Genomic DNA, 17,718 nt, shown 5'->3' with positions numbered 1-17,718 from the left:
ATTCCACACCCAGACCAGGTAAAACGCATAAATCCGATAAATCACACATTCGGCCAAACGTGAAAGTAATTCTATTCACAAACAAGACCGATAAGTTTGCGCGGCGAGTTCCGGCACTATCCACTGGAGCGCATGCCCACCGAGAATACGACGATAACCAGGCGCCGGAGCTTCCTTCCGCGGCTGCGCCGTCGCAACCTCGACGGCTACGAGATGGTCGTCTCCGCACCGGAGCAGCCGACGGCGGACGAAAACCAGAACGCCGACCGCAATATCGTCCTCGTGGCCCTGTTCGCCGCGCTCGGCGGCATGCTCTACGGCTACGACACCGGCATCATCTCCGGCGCGCTGCCCAAGATGTCCGCGCAGTGGGGCATCGACCACACCCGCCAGGAGATCCTGACCGCCGCGATCCTGGCCGGCGCGGTGATCGGTGCGCTGGCCGGCGGTTCGCTGTCGAAGGCGCTGGGCCGGCGCAAGACCATCTTCATCATCGCCTGCGTCTTCGCCGTGGGCGTCCTGGCCTGCGCGCTCGCCGTCGACGCCTGGATGATGACCGCCTGCCGCCTCTTCCTCGGCCTCGCCGTCGGCGCCTGCTCGCAGATCGTGCCGACCTACATCGCCGAACTCGCGCCACCGCACCGTCGCGGCGCGATGGTCACGTTCTTCAACATCGCCATCGGCCTCGGCATCTTCCTCGCCAATCTGGTCAGCGTCGTCGCGGCCGGGGACGGGACCTTCGAGCCGAGCGACGATTGGCGCTGGATGATCGGCATCGCGGTCATTCCCGCGCTGGTGCTCGCCGCCGCCATGCTGCGCCTGCCGGAGACGCCGCGCTGGCTCATCGACAACGGCACGGTCGGCAAGGCCAGGGTGGTGCTGCGCTGGATGCGCCCCAACCGTTCGGCCGCCGTCGACGAAACCCTCGAAATCTGGGCGATCTCGCAACAGGAGCACCGGGATTCCCGCGGGGGCTGGGCCAACCTGACCCAGCGCTGGGTTCGGCCCGCGCTGATCGCCGGCCTCGGCATCGCCGCCTTCACCCAGCTCTCCGGGCTGGAGATGATGATCTACTACTCGCACACAATCCTCGGCAGCGCAGCCGGTTTCGGTACCGGGCTGGTCGTCTGGTCCGGGCTCGGCATCGCCGCCGTCTATCTCCTGTTCACCGCGGTCGGCGAACGCCTCGTCGACAAGGTCGGCCGCCGCCGCCTGATGCTGCTGCTGATCCCCGGCGCCACCACATTCCTGTTCGGCTTCGGCCTGCTCTTCGTCCTTACCGACCACCCCAACCGCTACCTCACCCTCGCCCTCATGCTCGCCTACATGGCCTGCAACGCCGCCGGCCTGCAAGCCGTCGGCTGGCTCCTCGGCTCCGAGCTCTACCCCCTCGGCATCCGCGACCGCGCCACCAGCCTGCACGCCGTGGCCCTCTGGGGCGCCAACCTCGTCCTCACCCTCACCGCCCTCAGCACCATCGACGCCCTCGGCCTGGGCCCAGCCTTCCTCCTCTACGCCCTCTTCAACCTCCTCTCCCTGATCTTCGTCTACTTCTTCGTCCCCGAAACCAACGGCCACTCCCTGGAAGACATCGAACAATCCCTCCGCAACGGAACCTTCATGCCCCTCCGCGGCAACATCGGCACCACCCCAACCGCCCCCTCGTCGCCATAACGCAGTCCGCACGGCCGCAAGATGATTCGTGCGCCACGCGTACCTTTTCGGGGGTCGTCTTCTAGCCATCGCGCATGGGCTCTGTCTCGTTCGAAGCGTTCGGGATCGGGTTCCCGTCCCGGCGGTGGGTAGAGCTGGGCAATCAGTTCGGCTGCTTTGCGTTCGGCTTGTTCACGCTCGGTCGCTGGTGTTTCTCGCGCCTCGGCTTGCTCGGCGCGTTCGTGTGCCCGGATGATTCCGCGGACGTCTCTAGTCGTTGCCGCGCACGGTCGGCCCGATCCAGCTCATCGGCGCGAATCAATTCCGGTTGCTGGGACAGCAGGGATTGGCCGAGGCGTATGGCGCGCAAAGCGTCTGCGGCGACGCAGTCCGAAATCGGTGTGGAGCGCTGATATTCGCGACGGGCCGAGGAAATACCAAGGGAGGTCTATTCGATCAAGGCGTTCGGAGATCGACAGCAACCTGACATACACCGCCGGTGGCTGCCGCGGCCGGCCGGCCAGCTGCTCGCACCGAGCCGACGACGTCGCGACAGCCGTTCAGGTTCGCAGGTGAGCAGGCATGACGGGCACAACGCTCGAACCGTGCAGGCACCGACCATGATCCGGACGTGATCAGCCCGTGATTGATCGTGATATGCCAGTTAACGCCATCTGAACTCGATTTTAGAATTCGCCTTCCGGCTCGTGGAATGTCACCAAAGGTTCTACGTTGGACGTGGGATCGTCGGAGGTCTAACCTCCTCGAACTTCCCTTCTGTCGAATTAGACGATGCTGCCCGGAGGAATTCGTATGGCGCTCTATGTCACCGAATGGTCGATCACCAGTGATGCCAGTCCGGAATGCGCGTCGCGCATCACCCATCGAGGGCGGCCCGCGTGGCGCTTGAGCTGGCTGCCCGATCGGGTGCTGACCCTCGAACAGGCCAGGGCCGGAATGGAACTCGACGAACTGCTGAGCGATCCGGAGAACGTTACCGACTACGCCGCCATGGCCAGGGCGGACGCCTGCGCGGGCACGCTCGGGATGCTGCGCGCGCACGTGGTGATCCTGCTGGCCCGGCGCATGGCGGCGCGGCTGCCGGTCGCACTCAAAGCGAGCTGACTCCACCGGGATCCGCGTCCAGCCAGGCGCGGATTCGATCGGTGCCCGAACCCAGCTCGGGCGGCGCGTCGGTGTACCGAACCGGGTTGCGGGACAACGTGATCGGGTTGGCGACCAGCGGCGGCAGCCCGGTGTCCGCGGGAATCCGCGGCGACAGTCCGAGCCGGTCGGCCAGCGCGAACGCACCCGCCATGTCGTTCACCGGCCCGCAGGGAACGCCCAGCGGAGTGAGCAGCGCCGCCCAATCGGCGGCGGACCTGGTGGTCAGGATGGCGCCGAGCTCGGCCGCCAGCACCTCGGCATGCGCGACCCGCGTGGTGTTGTCGGCGAACCGCGGGTCGTCGGCCAGCCGCTCGGCTCCGATCGCCCGGCACAGCGTGCCGAACTGGCCGTCGCTGCCGACCGCCAGCGCCAACGGGCGGTCGGCGGTGGCGAACACCTCGTACGGGGCGATGGACGGATGCCGGTTGCCGAGCATCGCCGGCACCACGCCGGCCAGCGCGTACGCCGCGCTCTGGTTCACCATTCCGGCCAGCAGGCTCGACAGCAGGTTCACCTCGACCAACTGCCCCTCCCCGGTCGCGTCCCGATGCCGAAGCGCCGCAAGCACTCCCACCGTCGCGTGCAGACCGGCGAGCACGTCGACCACCGCGACCCCGGTCTTCATCGGCTGGTCCGCCCCCGTGATGCTCATCAACCCGCCTGTGGCTTGGATGAGCAGATCGTAGCCGGGCAATTCGGCGCCCTTTCCCGCGCCGAACGCCGACAGCGAACAATAGACGGCCCGCGGATTCAGCTCCTGGACCTCGGCATACGACAGCCCGAACTTCGCCATCGTGCCCGGGCGAAAGTTCTCCACCACAATGTCGGCCCGCCGCACCAATTCTCGCGCGTACCGCTGCCCCTCCGCGCTCCGCAGATCGAGCGCAACCGACGTCTTGTTCCGATTCACCGACTGAAAATAGGTAGCCTGCCCGCCCGCGAACGGCGGCCCCCACCCCCGCGTATCGTCCCCCGCCTCCGGCCGCTCCACCTTGATGACCTCGGCCCCCAGATCGGCCAGCATCATCGTCAGGTAGGGCGCGGCCAGAATCCGCCCGAAGTCCGCGACCACGATCCCGGCCAGCGCGCCCACCGCTTGTTCATCGTCCGTCATACCGGACACTCCATCACGTGCCGGGGACGATCAGCGACAATCACGCCCCCGCGCTGACCGGCACCTCCCCGTGCAACCGCACCGGCAGCGTGACCAGGCCGCGGATGAGCAGGCTGGGCTGCCAGGGTAGCGGGGCGGGCTGCGGGGCCAGGGCGAGCTTCGGGAAGCGTTGCAGCAGTGCGGAGAACGCGATCTCGGCCTCCAGGCGGGCCAGCGGAGCGCCGACGCAGAAATGGATGCCGTGGCCGAAGGCGAGGTGCCCGGCGGGGTCGCCGGTCAGGTCGAGCTGGTCGGGGTCGCGGAAGCGGGCGGGGTCGCGGTTCGCGGCGGCCAGGGAGACGTAGACGAACTCGCCCGCCGGAATCTCCACGTCGCCGACCTGGACGGGCGCCGAGGTGTAGCGCACGGTGGCCCAGTCGACCGGGCTGCCATAGCGGAGGAACTCCTCCACCGCGGCGGGTATCCCGGACGGGTCCTCGCGCAGCTGCTGGAACTGGGATTCGTTGTGCAGCAGCGCATATGTGCCGTTGGCGATGAGGTTCACCGTGGTTTCGTGTCCCGCGATCAACAGCAGGAACGCCATGGCGATCAGTTCGTCCTCGGTGAGCTCGTCGCCGTCCTCGCGCGTCTGCGCCAGGCCGGAGAGCAGGTCGTCGCCCGGGTCGGTTCGCTTCGTCTGCACCAGCGCGGCCAGGTACTGCGCCATCTCGTCCGCGCAGCGCTGCCGGTCGGCGGGGTCGCCGCCCACGCCGACCATCACCTTCGTCCAGCGCTGGAAATCCTCACGGTCGCCGAACGGCACGCCGAGCAGTTCGCAGATCACCGTGACCGGCAGCGGCACCGCGAACGCCTCCAGCAGATCGACCTCGTCCTGCCCGGCCATCGCGTCGAGCAAGCCGGCGGTGATCTCTTCCAGGCGCGATCGCAGGGCCGCCACCCGGCGGGTGGTGAATGCCTTGTTGATCATCTTGCGCAGTCGCGTGTGGTCGGGCGGGTCGGTGTTGAGCATGTGCCCGCTGACCGCGCTGATGGCCAGCGAATCCTGGTCTGCCGTCGGCATCTTCTTGCGGAACAGCTCGACGATGCCGGCCAGGCTCTTGTGCATGCGCGGATCGGCGAGCACCGCCCGCCCCTCCGCGTATCCGATGACCACCCACTGCGGCAGGCCGCGGGTGAACTGGACCTGGAGCACCGGCCCGCGCTCGCGCCACCGCCGGTAGTACACCTGCGGGTCGTCGAAGAAGTCCGCACCCACCTGCTCGATCCGGTCTTGCGCCTCGGTCTCGACCATGCCGCCCTCCCTGCATTCCGCGACCGCACCTCGATCGCGCCCACCCGTGAACCACCGGCAAGCGGCCCACCCCACCCACCGTACCGAACCGACCGCCCGAACTTCCTGCGCGACTGACGGATTCGCAACCGGAGGCAAGGGCGGTAGTCGCACGTCAGGCCCAGCCGAAGTCAGTTCCCGCGGTCCACCGATATTTCCCCGCTGGCGGGCAGTCTGGATTTCACCACGAATTGCTTACTGGTGATCGCGTCGCCCAGTTCGACATAGATGCCGAGATGTGTGTCCAGGAATTTCACCGACGGAATGATCTCGATTGTGAGGGTGTTCGTCGAAACCGCGAATTCGGACCGTGATCGCCGGATGTTCTCATCGGACGATCCCTCGGTACTCGGCGCCGCCGACCATCTCGGGCCGGTGCCGAAATCCGCGTAGGGAGTACTGACTCGATAGGATCGATTTCCCTTGCTCGGCGACACCAGAACCGCCAGCTTCGTGAGCCCCGGCGTAGGCGGATCCGTCAGCTTGATTTCGGTGACTATGGCCTGCCGCGTGTAGGTCGCGCAAACGCTTTCCAGGCCCGGCGCCGATTCGCGGGTGCACACCCTGGTGGCCGGACCTGAATCAGGGGTCGTCAGTTCGTCATACCGGCGCCTGAGTTCGATCAGCTCAGGCGCGGGCACCGCTTGGGTCTCGAAGAGCGTGCGAACAATCTGCGCATTGTTGGCGATGCACTGCGGCTCCTGCACGTCGGACCCGTTCAGGTTCGACGACGCTTGACCCGGCATCGCAGCCAACGCGACTGCTCCGACGTCGAGGACCGCACCGGTGTCTTGTACGAGCCGGATGTGAGCGGCGAACAGATACGGGATCGAACTCGACAAAGTCTGCCGGTCAGGACCGATGGTCAAGGTCATGCGATCGGTCGACCCGCCCTTAACCTCGAAGCGCATCTCCCGCTCGATGCCGAACGGCCGCGGCGGCAAAGGTGTCGGCAACCGGAGATCGTAGTTCGCCGAGACCGATACCTCCCCGCCCGAATGCGGACAGTTCTGCATCTGCTCCGCGTACAGGATGTCGACCTTCGCGCCCAGGATGACCGCAGGTGCGTTGCCGTTGTTCTTGAGTGTGATATCGACGGCGCTGGCTTTCACCTTCTGCTTGGCGTCGACCATATCGGGTTGCTCGCCGGCGATATGCCGGTCGGCGCTGATGTCGGCGGGATCGTCGACCGCGAGCTTGGCAAGTTCCAACTTCGGCTGAGGGTCGGCCGGCCACAGCAGATACGTCGACACGAAAACCGCAACGAGGACAACGGCGGTGGCGGCAATGAGGAGCGCTCGATGCGCGCCCTTGAAAAGATTGAATTGCAGGTTGTCATTTCCGACTTGAACTCCCTGCGAACGCACCGGCCCCTGGTGCGGAACGTGCATCAGCAATCCCCCTATGCGTTGAACGTGTTGGTTTGCGTGTTGCCGTCACCGACCTGAACCCCTTGCGCGTGAGCGAGATCCAGCTGATTTCGAACATGCGCGAGAGTGGCGCCGTCGACTTCCGCCAGCAGCCTGCGCGCCGCCTGGTTGAGCTGCTGATCCGGCGCCAGCTCGTTACGTCTGATCAACGCCTCGAGCGCCGGGATATTGCCACCCGGAACAGACTCGTTGCGGGCCAGTGCGGGAACCGTCTCGGCGTCACGTCCTGCCCGTTCGGCGATTCGGCTGCTGATCGCCAGATAGAGATCTTTCACCGCTGACGAGGCGGCATCCTTGCCCCCGGCGGCGGCGCCGGCCACGAGCGCTGTGACAATGATGGTGAGTGGGTCCATGCCGAACCCCTCCTTTGCTCGCCGGGGTCGCCACCGTATCTTGGTGACCGGCAGCGTAACCCCTGCGAGCTCACGCGAAATATAGATCGTTCGACGGACACGACCGACACAGTTCGATAGTCCGCGGGATCACCGCACCGATCCGCCGCCGGGCGCATCGTGCCACCTACGCGCGGCGGCTGATTCGGACGGTGACCGTGGCGGCGCCGTTGGCTTCGACGGTGACGATGCGGGATTCGGGGGGCGAGGTGATGGTGCCGCCTTCGGCGTGGACCTGGTAGCCGTTGGGGTAGTGCAGGTCGGAGACGTAGATTTCGGTGGGGGCGGCGAGGGGGCGCGGGGTGTAGGTGTAGGTGAAATCGCCGGTGGTGGAGTCGAAGGCGAGGCGGACGGGGGTGCCCGCGGTGGCGCGGGGGTAGGTGCGGACCAGGTCGCGGCCGATGTCGCCGAGGAACGGATCGGGCTTGGGGCCGTTGGGGCCGAAGCTGGAGGCGTAGTGCCAGTATTGCCAGCCGATGAAGCGTTCGTCGGCGCGGACCAGGGTGTTGCGCAGTACTGTGGCGTCGCCGTCGCCGAATTCCGTGACCAGCGTGGGAATTCCGGTACGCCGGACGAAAGCGTCGATGTTGCCCCAGGTCTTGTCCTGCTGCACGGGGCACACGCCGCGCAGTTGTTCGGGCAGGCCGAGGTAGATGGCCAATTGACTGGGGATGCAGTAGTCGTGCGGCGCGAAGACGATGTCCGGTGAGGTGATCGGCGGGTTCTTGCCGAGGTTCGTCGGCATGGTCTCGTTCCAGGTGACGTTCGGCTCCCAGAAGACCGGCAGGCCGGCGCTGCGCGCCCGGACCGCGTCGGTCAGCTTCTGCATGGCCGCTTGATATTTGGCGTCGAAGCCGGGGCAGCCGTTCGGGAAGCAGGTGTGGAAGGCCGAGCCGGGCCACGGTTCGTTCATCAGCTCGATGCCGAGCACGCCCGGGCGTCCGTTCACCGTGGCGGCCAGCGCGCCCAAGGCCTGGCCCAGATAGTCGAGCACCCCATTGCTGTTGTCCCACACCTCGTCCCAGCCGCGGTTCATGCTCGGCATCAGGTAGTAGAGCGGGAAGCCGGGATTCGGCTCCCACGCGGCCGGCCGGGAACGCAGCGACCACTCGGGAAAACCGTTGCCGCCCCATATCTTCGACAAACCGTCCTGATGGTTGTCGAGCAGGGTGTAGATGCCCTGTGCCGCAAGCGTATCGACGACCCGGCCGATCCGGTCGAGGTAGGCGGTGTCGATCGCGCCGCGCGTGGGCATCAGCCCGGCGAAACTCACGCCGAGCCGGACGGTGTTGAACCCGTGCTTCGCGAGCAGCGCCGCGTCCGCGTCGGTCAGCGTGAACCCGTCGCCGGGTTCCACATACGGCGCTTGCTTGTCTACGTTGTTCACCCCGTGCAGCAGTACCTTGCGGCCCGCCGCGTCGACCAGATAGCTCCCCTCGGCCTGCACCCGGCCGAGCGACGCCGCGGGAGCGGACTGCGCGGGCACCGGAAGCGACACCAACCCGGAGCATCCGATCGCGAGCACGGCCACGCCGACCACCCCGCGCGTCCGCACCGCGGCCATCGTTCTCGCTATGACTGTGCGCATCGGCATCTCCGCTCGTGTGACCAACGGACTTAATGGTCACACGTCCAGTTCAGCCGATCACGGCCGCGCCCATCCGGGGATCCCCAGTTGTCAGACCGATGATTGCAGGAAAAATGCTGTGCGAGCGTCTGATTCGTACAGCAAACGAAGGACCGATTCACGCAGTCCGTCGATGTCATCTTGAAAGATATCGAGATAACCGGCCGGCCACTCGACGAATCTGAATGTGCCGCGAGTTGCCCGGCCGTCGGCCTTGAAGTACATCTCGGCCGCGAGCAGTTGCGGCACCATCTCATTCCCGATGCTGAACGCAATGTAACCGGGCCGCATCCTGGCGATGTACGCGTGCGCGCGACCCGCCTGCGGCGCGGCCGGAAAATGATTCCGGACGGCCTGATACAGCTCGTCCGGTTCGGTCGCGGTCCGGAACACGACCGACGCGGCCACGCCCGATCGAGTCGCCGATGTGCCGAACCAGCCCGACAGGACTGCATTGAGCCGCAGGGACAAGGTGCGCGCTCGGCGCGTTCCGATCAAGTGTTTCAACCTTTTGACTGAAGAGCCTCGCTGGAAGCAGCGTTTCACGGGCGATGGATCTGCGGATATCGGTCGAACAACGGACATTTGACCTGGCCTTCGGCTCCGAGGCAGCGCCCCCCGCCATGTGGCGTGCTGCCGATTCGGTCCTGCGCGTCGAAACCCGCGCGGTCGGCGAACCGAAATCAGGTCGAACATACCGTGAATAACGAAGGGACACGCCGGATCGCACGATTTACCAACCTGATTTACCATAAGTTTGCCGTTGTGCTAATCGACAAGCTCATGGGATGTTTGTTTGCCCTGCTGCACAATCGCTTCGGGCGGTAGCGGAGCCCGCTCGATCCGCCTCACGAATCGGCGTGCCACAGGGTTGCGGCAATTGGTGTGGCGGGTCCGCGAGGTTACCGGTCGTCCTCGGCCGCCCACAGCTCGTGCTCCTGCTCGGCCCACGCCTTCGTGACCTTTCCACCGAGCATGCCGCGCATGGCTTCCGCGTCCCGCAGCGCGTACCCGATGTGGCCGGCGACGAGCAGGCCGAAGGCCAGCGCGAACCAGTCGTGCATCAGGGTCGCGCCGGTCCGCCAGGCGAGCCGCGTCCAGTCCGGGAAGAACATGAGCACACCGGTACCGAGCAGGACGAGGATCGATCCGGCGCTGAGCGCCGCGTTGAGCTTTTGTCCGGCATTGAACTTCCCGACCTCCGCGCCGGACAGGCGGCGGCCCTTGTCGCGCAACCACCGCCAGTCGGATCGGGTGAACCGATTCAGCCGGGACAGATCGACGCGGTAGGCGCGCGAGAGCAGGCCGGCGACGATCGGCACCGGCAGCGTGAATCCGCAGTAGACGTGGATGATCTCGACGATCTGACGGTGGCCGACCAGCACGGCGAGCGGGCCGAGGTAAAGGATCGCGGCGGTGAGCACGCAGATCAGCACGAGCACACCGGTCAGCCAATGCACCCAGCGCTCGGCGCGGGTGAACCGGTGCAGCTCGCGGTCAGCCGGTCGGGTCATCGTCACGTCCGTTCGATCGGCCGACCCACCCGTCGATCGAGTAGCCCCGGCGCTCCCAGTAACCGGGCACGACATCCTTGGTCAGTTCGATTCCGGCCAGCCACTTGATGCTCTTGTATCCGTACATCGGCGCGACATAGAGCCGGACCGGACCGCCGTGATCGTGGGTGACCGGGCCGTCGAGCATCTCCAGCGCGACGAGCACGTCGGATCGCCGGGCCTGCTCGAGCGTGAGGCTCTCGGCGTACGTGCCGTCGAACGAGGTGAACCGCACGGCGCGCGCGTTCTGGTGCACGCCGGCGTCATCGAGCAGATCGGCGAGCCGGACACCGCGCCACCGCACCTCGGGCACCCGCCAGCCGGTGACGCACTGGAAGTCGCGCACCAGCTCCTGCTGCGGCATCGCCCGCAAGTCACCGAGGGTGTGGCTGCGGGGCGCGTCGACCAGTCCGGTGATGTCGAGCCGATAGTCGCTCGCGTCGCGGCGCGGCACGCTGCCGGTCACGGAGTAGAAGCGAAACGTGTTGCCCAGCGGCAGAAGTCCGACCAACCCGGTCGGATCGCGGTTGCCGATCGGCCCGAGCACGGCCGACAACCCACGCTGAATCGACGCGCCGCCGAGCACACCCGCCACCCCCGCGGCGAGCAATCCCAGCACAACGCGCCGCCCGACCGGCGCGCCCGCGCGCTCCGGCTCGGCACTCTGATCAATGGGCACGTCTCCACTATCCACCGAATTCGCTGGTCGGGCGTTGTCGAATCGGCGGTTGAGGTTCCGTCGTTGACGCCCGACGAAGAGTGAGTGTACAGTCACTCACATGACAAAGCGCGGCGCGACACTCTCCACCTCGGAGGTTCGGCGGGACGCGGTTGTCGATGCGGCGATCACCGAATTCGCCCGCACCGGCTTCCACGGCACGCCGATCAACAATGTGGCGGCGAAGGCGGAGATCTCCCCGGCCTACGTCTTCAAGCTGTTCCCCGGCAAGATCGCCCTCTTCGTGGCGGCGATCGACCGGTGCTTCGAGCTTGTCCAGCAAGCACTTTCGGCCGGCGCGGCACGCGCCGACGGGGCGGGCCCGGACGAGATCCTCTACGCCATGGGCGGCGCGTACGCGCAGCTCATCGCGGACAAGAGCCTGCTCATGCTGCAGGTGCACGCCCAGTCGGCCGCGGACATCCCGGAGATCGCCGACGCCATGCGCCGAGGCCTCGCCGGGGTGACCACCTTCGCCAAGACCCGATCCGGCGCCGCGGACAGCGCGGTACAACGGTTCATGGCCTACGGCCAGCTCTGCCACCTCATCGTCACCCTCGGACTCGACCACCAGGACGGCGACTGGGCCGCGATGCTCACCGACGGCATGCGCCACCCCGGCGCCCACTAGCCAGACCGAGCCCCCGATCACGGGGCCCTTTCTCCGCACATCGAGTGACTGACCAGTCACACACTAGGAGTCATCATGATCAGCACCAAGCCCGTCACCGCAGTCGAGATCGTCCTCCCCGGCCTGGTCGAGCCGGACGGCTTGCAGGTCACCGAGCGTCAGCTGCCGTCGTTGGGCGCAGGCCAGGTCGTCGTCCGGGTGGACGCGTCCGGCGTCTCGTTCGCCGAGCAGCAGATGCGCCGCGGCAAGTACTACGACCAGCCGCCGTTCCCCTTCGTGCCGGGCTACGACCTGGTCGGCACGGTCATCGCGACCGGACCGTCGGTCGACGAGGCGCTGGTCGGCCGGCGCGTCGCCGCGCTGACCAAGATCGGCGGCTGGGCCAGCCACGTCGTGCTCGACGCCGCCGACCTCGTCCCGGTGCCGGCCGCGCTCGACGCGGCCGAGGCGGAAACCTTTGTGGTGAACGGCATTACCGCCTGGCAGATGCTGTACCGGACGGCGAAGGTCAAGCGCGGCGAGACCATCCTGGTGCACGGCGCCAACGGCGGGGTCGGCTCGACCCTGGTCCAGCTGGCCCGCGCCGCGGGCATCCGGGTGATCGGCACCGCGTCGGCCCGGCACGCGGCGGCCGTCGAGGCGCTCGGCGCCACCCCGGTCGACTACCGCGGCGATGTGGTGGCCCAGGTGCGGGCGCTCGCGCCGCAGGGTGTGGACGTGGTGTTCGACCACGTCGGCGGCCCCGGCATCGTCGATTCGTTCGGGCTGCTCGCCCCGCACGGCACGCTGGTCGCCTACGGGACCGCCTCGACCAAGGACGAGGAGGGCAACTCGCGGCTGCCGGTGCTGAAGCTGTTCGCCCAGCTCATGGTGTGGAACGCACTGCCCAACAAGCGCAGTGCGCACTTCTACAATCTGTGGGCGGGCAAGCGCAACCCGACCAGGTTCCGCAACCTCATCCATCAGGACCTGAGCGCCGTCTTCGACCTGGCCGCCGAGGGCACGTTGCGCGCGCAGGTGGCGGCTCGAATCCCGCTGAGCCAGGCGGCGACGGCGCTCGAGCTCGCCGAATCCCGCACGGTCACCGGCAAAGTCGTCATCGTGCCGGATGCCTGATCGGGCGCATCGACTCGAGTGGCCGGGAGAGTTTTCGCTCGCCCGGCCACTGCCCGTTCAGCCCCTCCCCAGTCGTTCGCCAGTCGAGTTGATCAGCCGGATGGCGTTCTACTTAGGCATGACTCCGACCCTTCGCAGTGCGGCACAGTTCGCCGGCACCGCTGTGATCGCCATGGCGGCAGCGCTTTTCGTCGCCGTGCCCGGTTCCGTCGCCCAGCCGGTCGGCGTCCCCGACCTCAACGCACCGGAGGAACTCGCCCGCGACATCTCCGTGCCATGGGGCCTGAGCTTCCTGCCGGACGGTTCCGCGCTGGTCGCGCAGCGCAACACCGGGGTGATCACGCGGATCACCCCGGGCTCGGCGCCCACCCAGGCGTATCGGGTCCCCGGCGTCGTGGCCCGCGGCGAGGGCGGACTGCTCGGCCTGGCGGTCTCGCCGAAGTATGCCGAAAACGGTTACGTCTACGCCTATTTCAGCAGCAGCGATGATAATCGGATCGTGCGTTTCCGGCTGGACGGGCAGCCGGAGGTGATCTTCAGCGGGATCGCGAAGAACACCATTCACAATGGCGGCCGCATCGCTTTCGGCCCCGACGGCATGCTCTATGTCGGTACCGGCGACGCCGGGCAGTCGAGCCGGGCGCAGAACGCGGCGAGTCCGAACGGCAAGATTCTGCGCCTGGATCCCGACGGCAAACCGGCGCCAGGCAATCCGACGCCGAATTCGCCGGTCTACAGCCTCGGCCACCGCAACGTGCAGGGCTTGGCCTGGGACGCGAGCGGCAGGCTCTACGCGACCGAGTTCGGCCAGGACACCTACGACGAGATCAACCTGATCCAGCCGAAACGCAACTACGGCTGGCCGGTCGTCGAAGGCAAGGGCGACACCCAGGGCGGCCGCTACACGAACCCGCTGATCACCTGGGCGACCAGCGAGGCATCGCCGTCCGGCCTGGCCATCACCGCGAACACGTTGTACGTCGCGGCATTACGCGGCGAGCGGCTCTGGACGATCCCGCAGTCGGCCGACGGCACGCTGGGCCAGCCCGTGGCGCAGCTGCGCGACCGTTACGGCAGGCTGCGCACCCCGCAGGTCGCGCCGGACGGCTCGCTGTGGCTCACCACCTCCAACACCGACGGCCGCGGCGACGTCCGCACCGGCGACGACCGGATCATCCGCTTCCCGGCCCGCTGAGCTCAGCACTCGACGACGGCCACCGCCAGCCCGCCGCGCGAGGTCTCCTTGTACTTGTCCAGCATGTCGGCGCCGGTCGCACGCATGGTCTGAATGACCTGATCCAGCGACACGTGGTGCCTGCCGTCACCGCGAATGGCCATGCGGGCGGCGGTGATCGCCTTCACGGCGGCGATGCCGTTGCGTTCGATGCACGGGATCTGCACGAGTCCGCCGATCGGGTCGCAGGTGAGGCCGAGATTGTGTTCCATGCCGATCTCGGCGGCGTTCTCGATCTGCGCGGGCGTGCCGCCGAGCACGGCGGCGAGGCCGGCCGCGGCCATGGCGCAGGCCGAACCGACCTCGCCCTGGCAACCGACCTCGGCGCCGGAGATCGACGCGTTCTCCTTCATCAGCTGCCCGATCGCGCCGGCGGTGAGCAGGAATTCGACCACGCTGTCTTCGCCTGCGCCGCCGACGAATCGCTGAATGTAGTGCAGCACAGCGGGAATGATGCCGGCGGCGCCGTTGGTCGGCGCGGTGACGACCCGGCCGCCCGCGGCGTTCTCCTCGTTGACCGCCATCGCGTACAGCGTGACCCACTCCATCGCGCGCAGCGGATCGTTGTCCTCGGCCTCGGCGCCGAGCCGCTCGAACAGGCTCGCCGCGCGCCGCCGCACCCGAAGGGAACCGGGCAGCACTCCCCCGGTCGACATCCCTCGGTCGACGCACCCGCGCATCACCTGCCAGATGCCGAGCAGGTCCGCGCGCACCTGATCGGCACTGCGCCAGGACATCTCGTTGGCCAGCACGATCTCGCTGATCGACTTGCCGGTGGCCGCGGTGATCGAGAGCAGTTCGTCCGCCGAGCCGAACGGGTGCGCCACGGCGACCGGAGCTTCGACGGTGCGGCCCTCGATCTCGTCCTCGTCGAGCACGAAACCGCCGCCCACCGAGAAATACTGGCGCTCGAGCAGCACCTGCCCGGCGTCGTCGGACGCGCCGAACAGCATCCCGTTGGTGTGAAAGGCCAAGCGCGTCAACCCGAGCAGTTCGACGTCGCGGTCGACGGCGAACGCGATCGGTTGCACGCCGCCGAGATACAACCGGCCGCTGGCGCGCGCCGTGGCGACGGTGGCGGCCATCGTGTCCGGATCGATGGTCTCCGGCTGTGCGCCGGCCAGTCCGGCCACGATCGCCTCCACACTGCCGTGGCCGCGGCCCGTCGCGCCGAGCGAACCGTAGAGCCGCACCCGCAGCGCGGCCGTCCGGTGCAGCACGTCGGCGTCCTTCAGCCGCTCGACGAACGCCGCCGCGGCGCGCATCGGTCCCACGGTATGCGAACTCGACGGCCCGATGCCGACCCGGAACAGGTCGAATACGCTGATCGTCACGCCGGGTTCCGCAACCCGAGGTACAGCGGGAACCGCTGCGCGAGCGCGTCCACCCGCGCGGTCAGCGCCGCCGTGGGCGCACCGCCGCTCAGCGCGGTCGCGATGATGTCGGCGACCTCGGTGAACGCCGCGGCGTCGAAGCCGCGGGCGGCCAGCGCAGGCGTGCCGATCCGCAGCCCGGAACTGATCATCGGCGGGCGCGGATCGAACGGAATCGCGTTGCGGTTCACCGTGATTCCGATGGTGTGCAGCAGATCCTCGGCCTGCTTGCCGTCGAGCTCCGCCGCGCGCAGGTCGACCAGGACCAGGTGCACGTCGGTGCCGCCGCTGACCACGCCGATGCCCGCCGCCCGGCAGTCCTCGGCCAGCAGCCGATCGGAGAGGATCCGCGCGCCCGCGAGGGTCCGCTCCTGCCGATCGCGGAAGGCGGGCTCGGCCGCCATCTTGAACGCGACCGCCTTCGCGGCGATCACGTGCTCGAGCGGACCGCCCTGCTGACCGGGGAACACCGCCGAATCCAGCTTCTTGCCCAGATCCGCTGTGGCGAGGATGAATCCACCCCGCGGTCCGCCCAGTGTCTTGTGCGTGGTCGAGGTGACGACGTGCGCGTGCGGCACCGGTGACGGATGCAGCCCGGCCGCGACCAGGCCGGCGAAGTGCGCCATGTCGACCATCAGGTACGCGCCGACCTCGTCGGCGATGCGCCGGAATTCGGCGAAGTCGAGCTGACGCGGGTAGGCCGACCAGCCGGCCACGATCAGCTTCGGTTGATGCTCGTGCGCGAGCCGCGCCACCTCGGCCATATCGATGAGCTGGTCCTCGGCCCGAACATGGTATGCCGCAACGTTGTACAGCCGGCCGGAGAAGTTGATCTTCATGCCGTGGGTGAGGTGGCCGCCGTGGTCGAGCGCCAGGCCGAGGATGCCGTCGCCGGGCCGCAGCAGCGCGTGCATGACCGCCGCGTTCGCCTGCGCGCCCGAATGCGGCTGCACGTTCACGTATTCGGCGCCGAACAGCGAACGCAGCCGCTCGATGGCCAGAGTTTCGATCTCGTCGACGTATTCGCAACCGCCGTAGTAGCGGCGACCCGGATAGCCCTCGGCGTACTTGTTGGTGAGCACCGTGCCCTGCGCCTGCATCACGGCGAGCGGGGCGTAGTTCTCCGAGGCGATCATTTCCAGCCCGCGTTGCTGGCGGCCGGTCTCCTGGTCGACCAGTGCGGCGACGACCGGGTCGAACTCGCGCAGCGAGACATCGAGTTCGGTGCGCAGGGCGGAGGCAGGATCAGCCATGGGGAGCCTTTCGCGGATGCGTGGGGGTGGCTCCTCCCGCTCTGTCCTATGGCCTGAGAGATTCACGCGTTGCGCGTTTGCCCCGTCGGCGAGTGCGTGGTGCACTACTTTTCAGAGTTGCCTTGTGCGTAGCGGTACTGGGCCTGAGAGATTCCCGGGAGGTGTTGCTCCTTCGGCTCTCCATCGAACGGATGGAGATCTCCCGCTGCGTGTGCGGCGATATTCAGTTGAGGAAAACCGACTTATGTTGCATATAGCGCAACAGGCGCGCGATATGCAACATAGTATTGTCGTCGCCCGCGCGGATTGTCAATGGCGAACCGCACCCGCCCGCTCAGCCGAAGTAGCCGAGCCGGTGACTGATGTCCGCGGCGCTCGCGATGGCCAGCGCGGCCGTCGGCGCGAACCGGTCCGGACCGAGCCGGTAGGCCGGACCCGAAACGCTCAGCGCGGCAACGATAACCCCGTTGCTGTCGAAGACGGGGGCGGCGACCGCGTTCAGCCCGATCTCCAGTTCCTCACGCACACTTGCCCATCCGTTCTCCCGCACCGCCACCAACTGGGCGGCGAGGTCGGCGACCCTGGTCAGGGTGTTGCCGGTGAAGGACTCCAGCTTCGGGCCGACCTGCTTGCGCAGCGCCGCCGGGTCGAGGCCGGACAGCAGTACCTTCCCGCTCGACGTGGCGTGCGCCGGGCAGCTCTGCCCGACCCAGGAGCGCAGCGCGATCGACCCGGTGCCGGCCGCCTCCACGATGTTGATGATCCGATTGCCGTCCAGCACAGCGATATTCGTGGTCTCGCCGGTCCGCGCGGCCAGCTCGTTGCACGCGCCTTGGCTCTGCCCGACCAAATCGACCTGCGCACTGGTGGATCCGGCCAGCCGGACGATGGAGAAGCCGAGCCGGTACTTGCCGCGATCGGAGAGCTGCTCGACGTAACCGCGCGATTCCAGCACGGCGATCAGCCGGGATACGGTAGATTTGTGCACACCGAGTTCGGCGGCAATCTCCGTGACACCCGCCTGACCGAGCTTGGCGATGATCTCCAGTACGAGCAGTGCGCGGTCGACCGACTGCACCGCAGCGGCCCGGCCCTGGTCCTCACCATCCTGTTTCGCCATGACGCCG

Annotated in this window: 16 protein-coding genes and 1 riboswitch; of the genes, 5 read left to right on the top strand and 11 right to left on the bottom strand. The window is 67.5% G+C overall.

Features of this window, described 5'->3' with window-relative positions; genetic code table 11:
- Positions 1-132: 132 nt before the first annotated feature.
- Together ACFQ9K_RS18510 and ACFQ9K_RS18505 are read left to right on the top strand one after the other, a co-directional pair.
- Complete coding sequence (locus ACFQ9K_RS18510) at positions 133-1,674, top strand: sugar porter family MFS transporter (RefSeq protein WP_378721416.1); 1,542 nt, start codon at positions 133-135, stop codon at positions 1,672-1,674.
- A gap of 792 nt (positions 1,675-2,466) precedes the next feature.
- Positions 2,467-2,778, top strand: a complete 312-nt coding sequence (locus ACFQ9K_RS18505) for a hypothetical protein (RefSeq protein ID WP_378721417.1) — start codon at positions 2,467-2,469, stop codon at positions 2,776-2,778.
- On the opposite strand, the gene ACFQ9K_RS18500 is transcribed toward ACFQ9K_RS18505, so the two are convergent.
- The 8 genes from ACFQ9K_RS18500 to ACFQ9K_RS18465 all read right to left on the bottom strand — a co-directional run bounded on the left by ACFQ9K_RS18500 (position 2,765) and on the right by ACFQ9K_RS18465 (position 10,945).
- The gene (locus ACFQ9K_RS18500) at positions 2,765-3,934 is read right to left on the bottom strand and encodes a CaiB/BaiF CoA transferase family protein (protein WP_378721419.1); all 1,170 of its coding nucleotides are present in this window, start codon (positions 3,932-3,934) and stop codon (positions 2,765-2,767) included. The genes ACFQ9K_RS18505 and ACFQ9K_RS18500 overlap by 14 nt on opposite strands.
- Positions 3,935-3,974: 40 nt before the next feature.
- Complete coding sequence (locus ACFQ9K_RS18495; protein WP_378721420.1) at positions 3,975-5,225, bottom strand: cytochrome P450; 1,251 nt, start codon at positions 5,223-5,225, stop codon at positions 3,975-3,977.
- A gap of 170 nt (positions 5,226-5,395) precedes the next feature.
- Positions 5,396-6,655 carry a hypothetical protein gene (locus ACFQ9K_RS18490; RefSeq protein ID WP_378721421.1) on the bottom strand — a complete coding sequence of 420 codons (1,260 nt, stop codon included), beginning with the start codon at positions 6,653-6,655 and terminating at the stop codon, positions 5,396-5,398.
- An 11-nt stretch (positions 6,656-6,666) separates the two neighbouring features.
- Positions 6,667-7,047: a hypothetical protein gene (locus ACFQ9K_RS18485; protein WP_378721422.1), complete on the bottom strand. Its 381-nt coding sequence runs from the start codon at positions 7,045-7,047 to the stop codon at positions 6,667-6,669.
- A gap of 166 nt (positions 7,048-7,213) precedes the next feature.
- On the bottom strand, positions 7,214-8,674 hold the full coding sequence (locus tag ACFQ9K_RS18480) for a cellulase family glycosylhydrolase (RefSeq protein ID WP_378721423.1): 1,461 nt from the start codon (positions 8,672-8,674) through the stop codon (positions 7,214-7,216).
- A 90-nt stretch (positions 8,675-8,764) separates the two neighbouring features.
- Positions 8,765-9,211 (bottom strand): hypothetical protein, encoded by a 447-nt coding sequence (locus tag ACFQ9K_RS18475; RefSeq protein ID WP_378721424.1) that lies wholly within the window; start codon positions 9,209-9,211, stop codon positions 8,765-8,767.
- A 404-nt stretch (positions 9,212-9,615) separates the two neighbouring features.
- A complete protein-coding gene (locus ACFQ9K_RS18470) occupies positions 9,616-10,227 on the bottom strand; it encodes a cytochrome b/b6 domain-containing protein (protein ID WP_378721426.1) in 612 nt (203 codons plus the stop codon).
- The gene (locus ACFQ9K_RS18465; RefSeq protein WP_378721427.1) at positions 10,211-10,945 is read right to left on the bottom strand and encodes a molybdopterin-dependent oxidoreductase; all 735 of its coding nucleotides are present in this window, start codon (positions 10,943-10,945) and stop codon (positions 10,211-10,213) included. Before ACFQ9K_RS18465 ends, ACFQ9K_RS18470 begins: the two co-directional genes overlap by 17 nt.
- A 100-nt stretch (positions 10,946-11,045) precedes the next feature.
- Between ACFQ9K_RS18465 and ACFQ9K_RS18460 the strand changes: the two genes are divergently transcribed.
- The 3 genes from ACFQ9K_RS18460 (at position 11,046) to ACFQ9K_RS18450 (ending at position 13,926) form a co-directional block, all read left to right on the top strand.
- Positions 11,046-11,615, top strand: a complete 570-nt coding sequence (locus tag ACFQ9K_RS18460; RefSeq protein WP_378721428.1) for a TetR/AcrR family transcriptional regulator — start codon at positions 11,046-11,048, stop codon at positions 11,613-11,615.
- Positions 11,616-11,690: 75 nt separating this feature from the next.
- Positions 11,691-12,731, top strand: coding sequence for a medium chain dehydrogenase/reductase family protein (locus tag ACFQ9K_RS18455; protein ID WP_378721429.1), 1,041 nt, complete (start codon positions 11,691-11,693; stop codon positions 12,729-12,731).
- Positions 12,732-12,849: 118 nt separating this feature from the next.
- Positions 12,850-13,926 carry a PQQ-dependent sugar dehydrogenase gene (locus tag ACFQ9K_RS18450; RefSeq protein WP_378721430.1) on the top strand — a complete coding sequence of 359 codons (1,077 nt, stop codon included), beginning with the start codon at positions 12,850-12,852 and terminating at the stop codon, positions 13,924-13,926.
- A gap of 2 nt (positions 13,927-13,928) precedes the next feature.
- On the opposite strand, the gene ACFQ9K_RS18445 is transcribed toward ACFQ9K_RS18450, so the two are convergent.
- The 3 genes from ACFQ9K_RS18445 to ACFQ9K_RS18435 all read right to left on the bottom strand — a co-directional run bounded on the left by ACFQ9K_RS18445 (position 13,929) and on the right by ACFQ9K_RS18435 (position 17,711).
- The gene (locus ACFQ9K_RS18445) at positions 13,929-15,299 is read right to left on the bottom strand and encodes an L-serine ammonia-lyase (protein ID WP_378721431.1); all 1,371 of its coding nucleotides are present in this window, start codon (positions 15,297-15,299) and stop codon (positions 13,929-13,931) included.
- A complete protein-coding gene (gene glyA / locus ACFQ9K_RS18440) occupies positions 15,296-16,591 on the bottom strand; it encodes a serine hydroxymethyltransferase (protein ID WP_378721432.1) in 1,296 nt (431 codons plus the stop codon). The genes ACFQ9K_RS18445 and glyA overlap by 4 nt, the downstream gene beginning before the upstream one ends.
- 31 nt (positions 16,592-16,622) lie before the next feature.
- Positions 16,623-16,716, bottom strand: a riboswitch (glycine riboswitch).
- A 209-nt stretch (positions 16,717-16,925) separates the two neighbouring features.
- Entirely contained in the window at positions 16,926-17,711 is a 786-nt protein-coding gene (locus tag ACFQ9K_RS18435; protein ID WP_378721433.1) for an IclR family transcriptional regulator, read from the bottom strand.
- Positions 17,712-17,718 lie beyond the last annotated feature (7 nt).

It is taken from the genome of Nocardia sp. NPDC056564 (assembly GCF_042793755.1).
Lineage (GTDB): Bacteria > Actinomycetota > Actinomycetes > Mycobacteriales > Mycobacteriaceae > Nocardia.
The sequence above is the reverse complement of the archived record's forward strand: the minus strand, read 5'-3'. Positions and strand labels throughout refer to the sequence as shown.

Coding starts and splice junctions, on each gene's coding strand:
- ACFQ9K_RS18510 (WP_378721416.1), top strand. CDS start 133: ATGCCCACCGAGAATACGACGATAACCAGGCGCCGGAGCTTCCTTCCG.
- ACFQ9K_RS18505 (WP_378721417.1), top strand. CDS start 2,467: ATGGCGCTCTATGTCACCGAATGGTCGATCACCAGTGATGCCAGTCCG.
- ACFQ9K_RS18500 (WP_378721419.1), bottom strand. CDS start 3,934: ATGACGGACGATGAACAAGCGGTGGGCGCGCTGGCCGGGATCGTGGTC.
- ACFQ9K_RS18495 (WP_378721420.1), bottom strand. CDS start 5,225: ATGGTCGAGACCGAGGCGCAAGACCGGATCGAGCAGGTGGGTGCGGAC.
- ACFQ9K_RS18490 (WP_378721421.1), bottom strand. CDS start 6,655: ATGCACGTTCCGCACCAGGGGCCGGTGCGTTCGCAGGGAGTTCAAGTC.
- ACFQ9K_RS18485 (WP_378721422.1), bottom strand. CDS start 7,047: ATGGACCCACTCACCATCATTGTCACAGCGCTCGTGGCCGGCGCCGCC.
- ACFQ9K_RS18480 (WP_378721423.1), bottom strand. CDS start 8,674: ATGCGCACAGTCATAGCGAGAACGATGGCCGCGGTGCGGACGCGCGGG.
- ACFQ9K_RS18470 (WP_378721426.1), bottom strand. CDS start 10,227: ATGACCCGACCGGCTGACCGCGAGCTGCACCGGTTCACCCGCGCCGAG.
- ACFQ9K_RS18460 (WP_378721428.1), top strand. CDS start 11,046: ATGACAAAGCGCGGCGCGACACTCTCCACCTCGGAGGTTCGGCGGGAC.
- ACFQ9K_RS18455 (WP_378721429.1), top strand. CDS start 11,691: ATGATCAGCACCAAGCCCGTCACCGCAGTCGAGATCGTCCTCCCCGGC.
- ACFQ9K_RS18450 (WP_378721430.1), top strand. CDS start 12,850: ATGACTCCGACCCTTCGCAGTGCGGCACAGTTCGCCGGCACCGCTGTG.
- glyA (WP_378721432.1), bottom strand. CDS start 16,591: ATGGCTGATCCTGCCTCCGCCCTGCGCACCGAACTCGATGTCTCGCTG.
- ACFQ9K_RS18435 (WP_378721433.1), bottom strand. CDS start 17,711: ATGGCGAAACAGGATGGTGAGGACCAGGGCCGGGCCGCTGCGGTGCAG.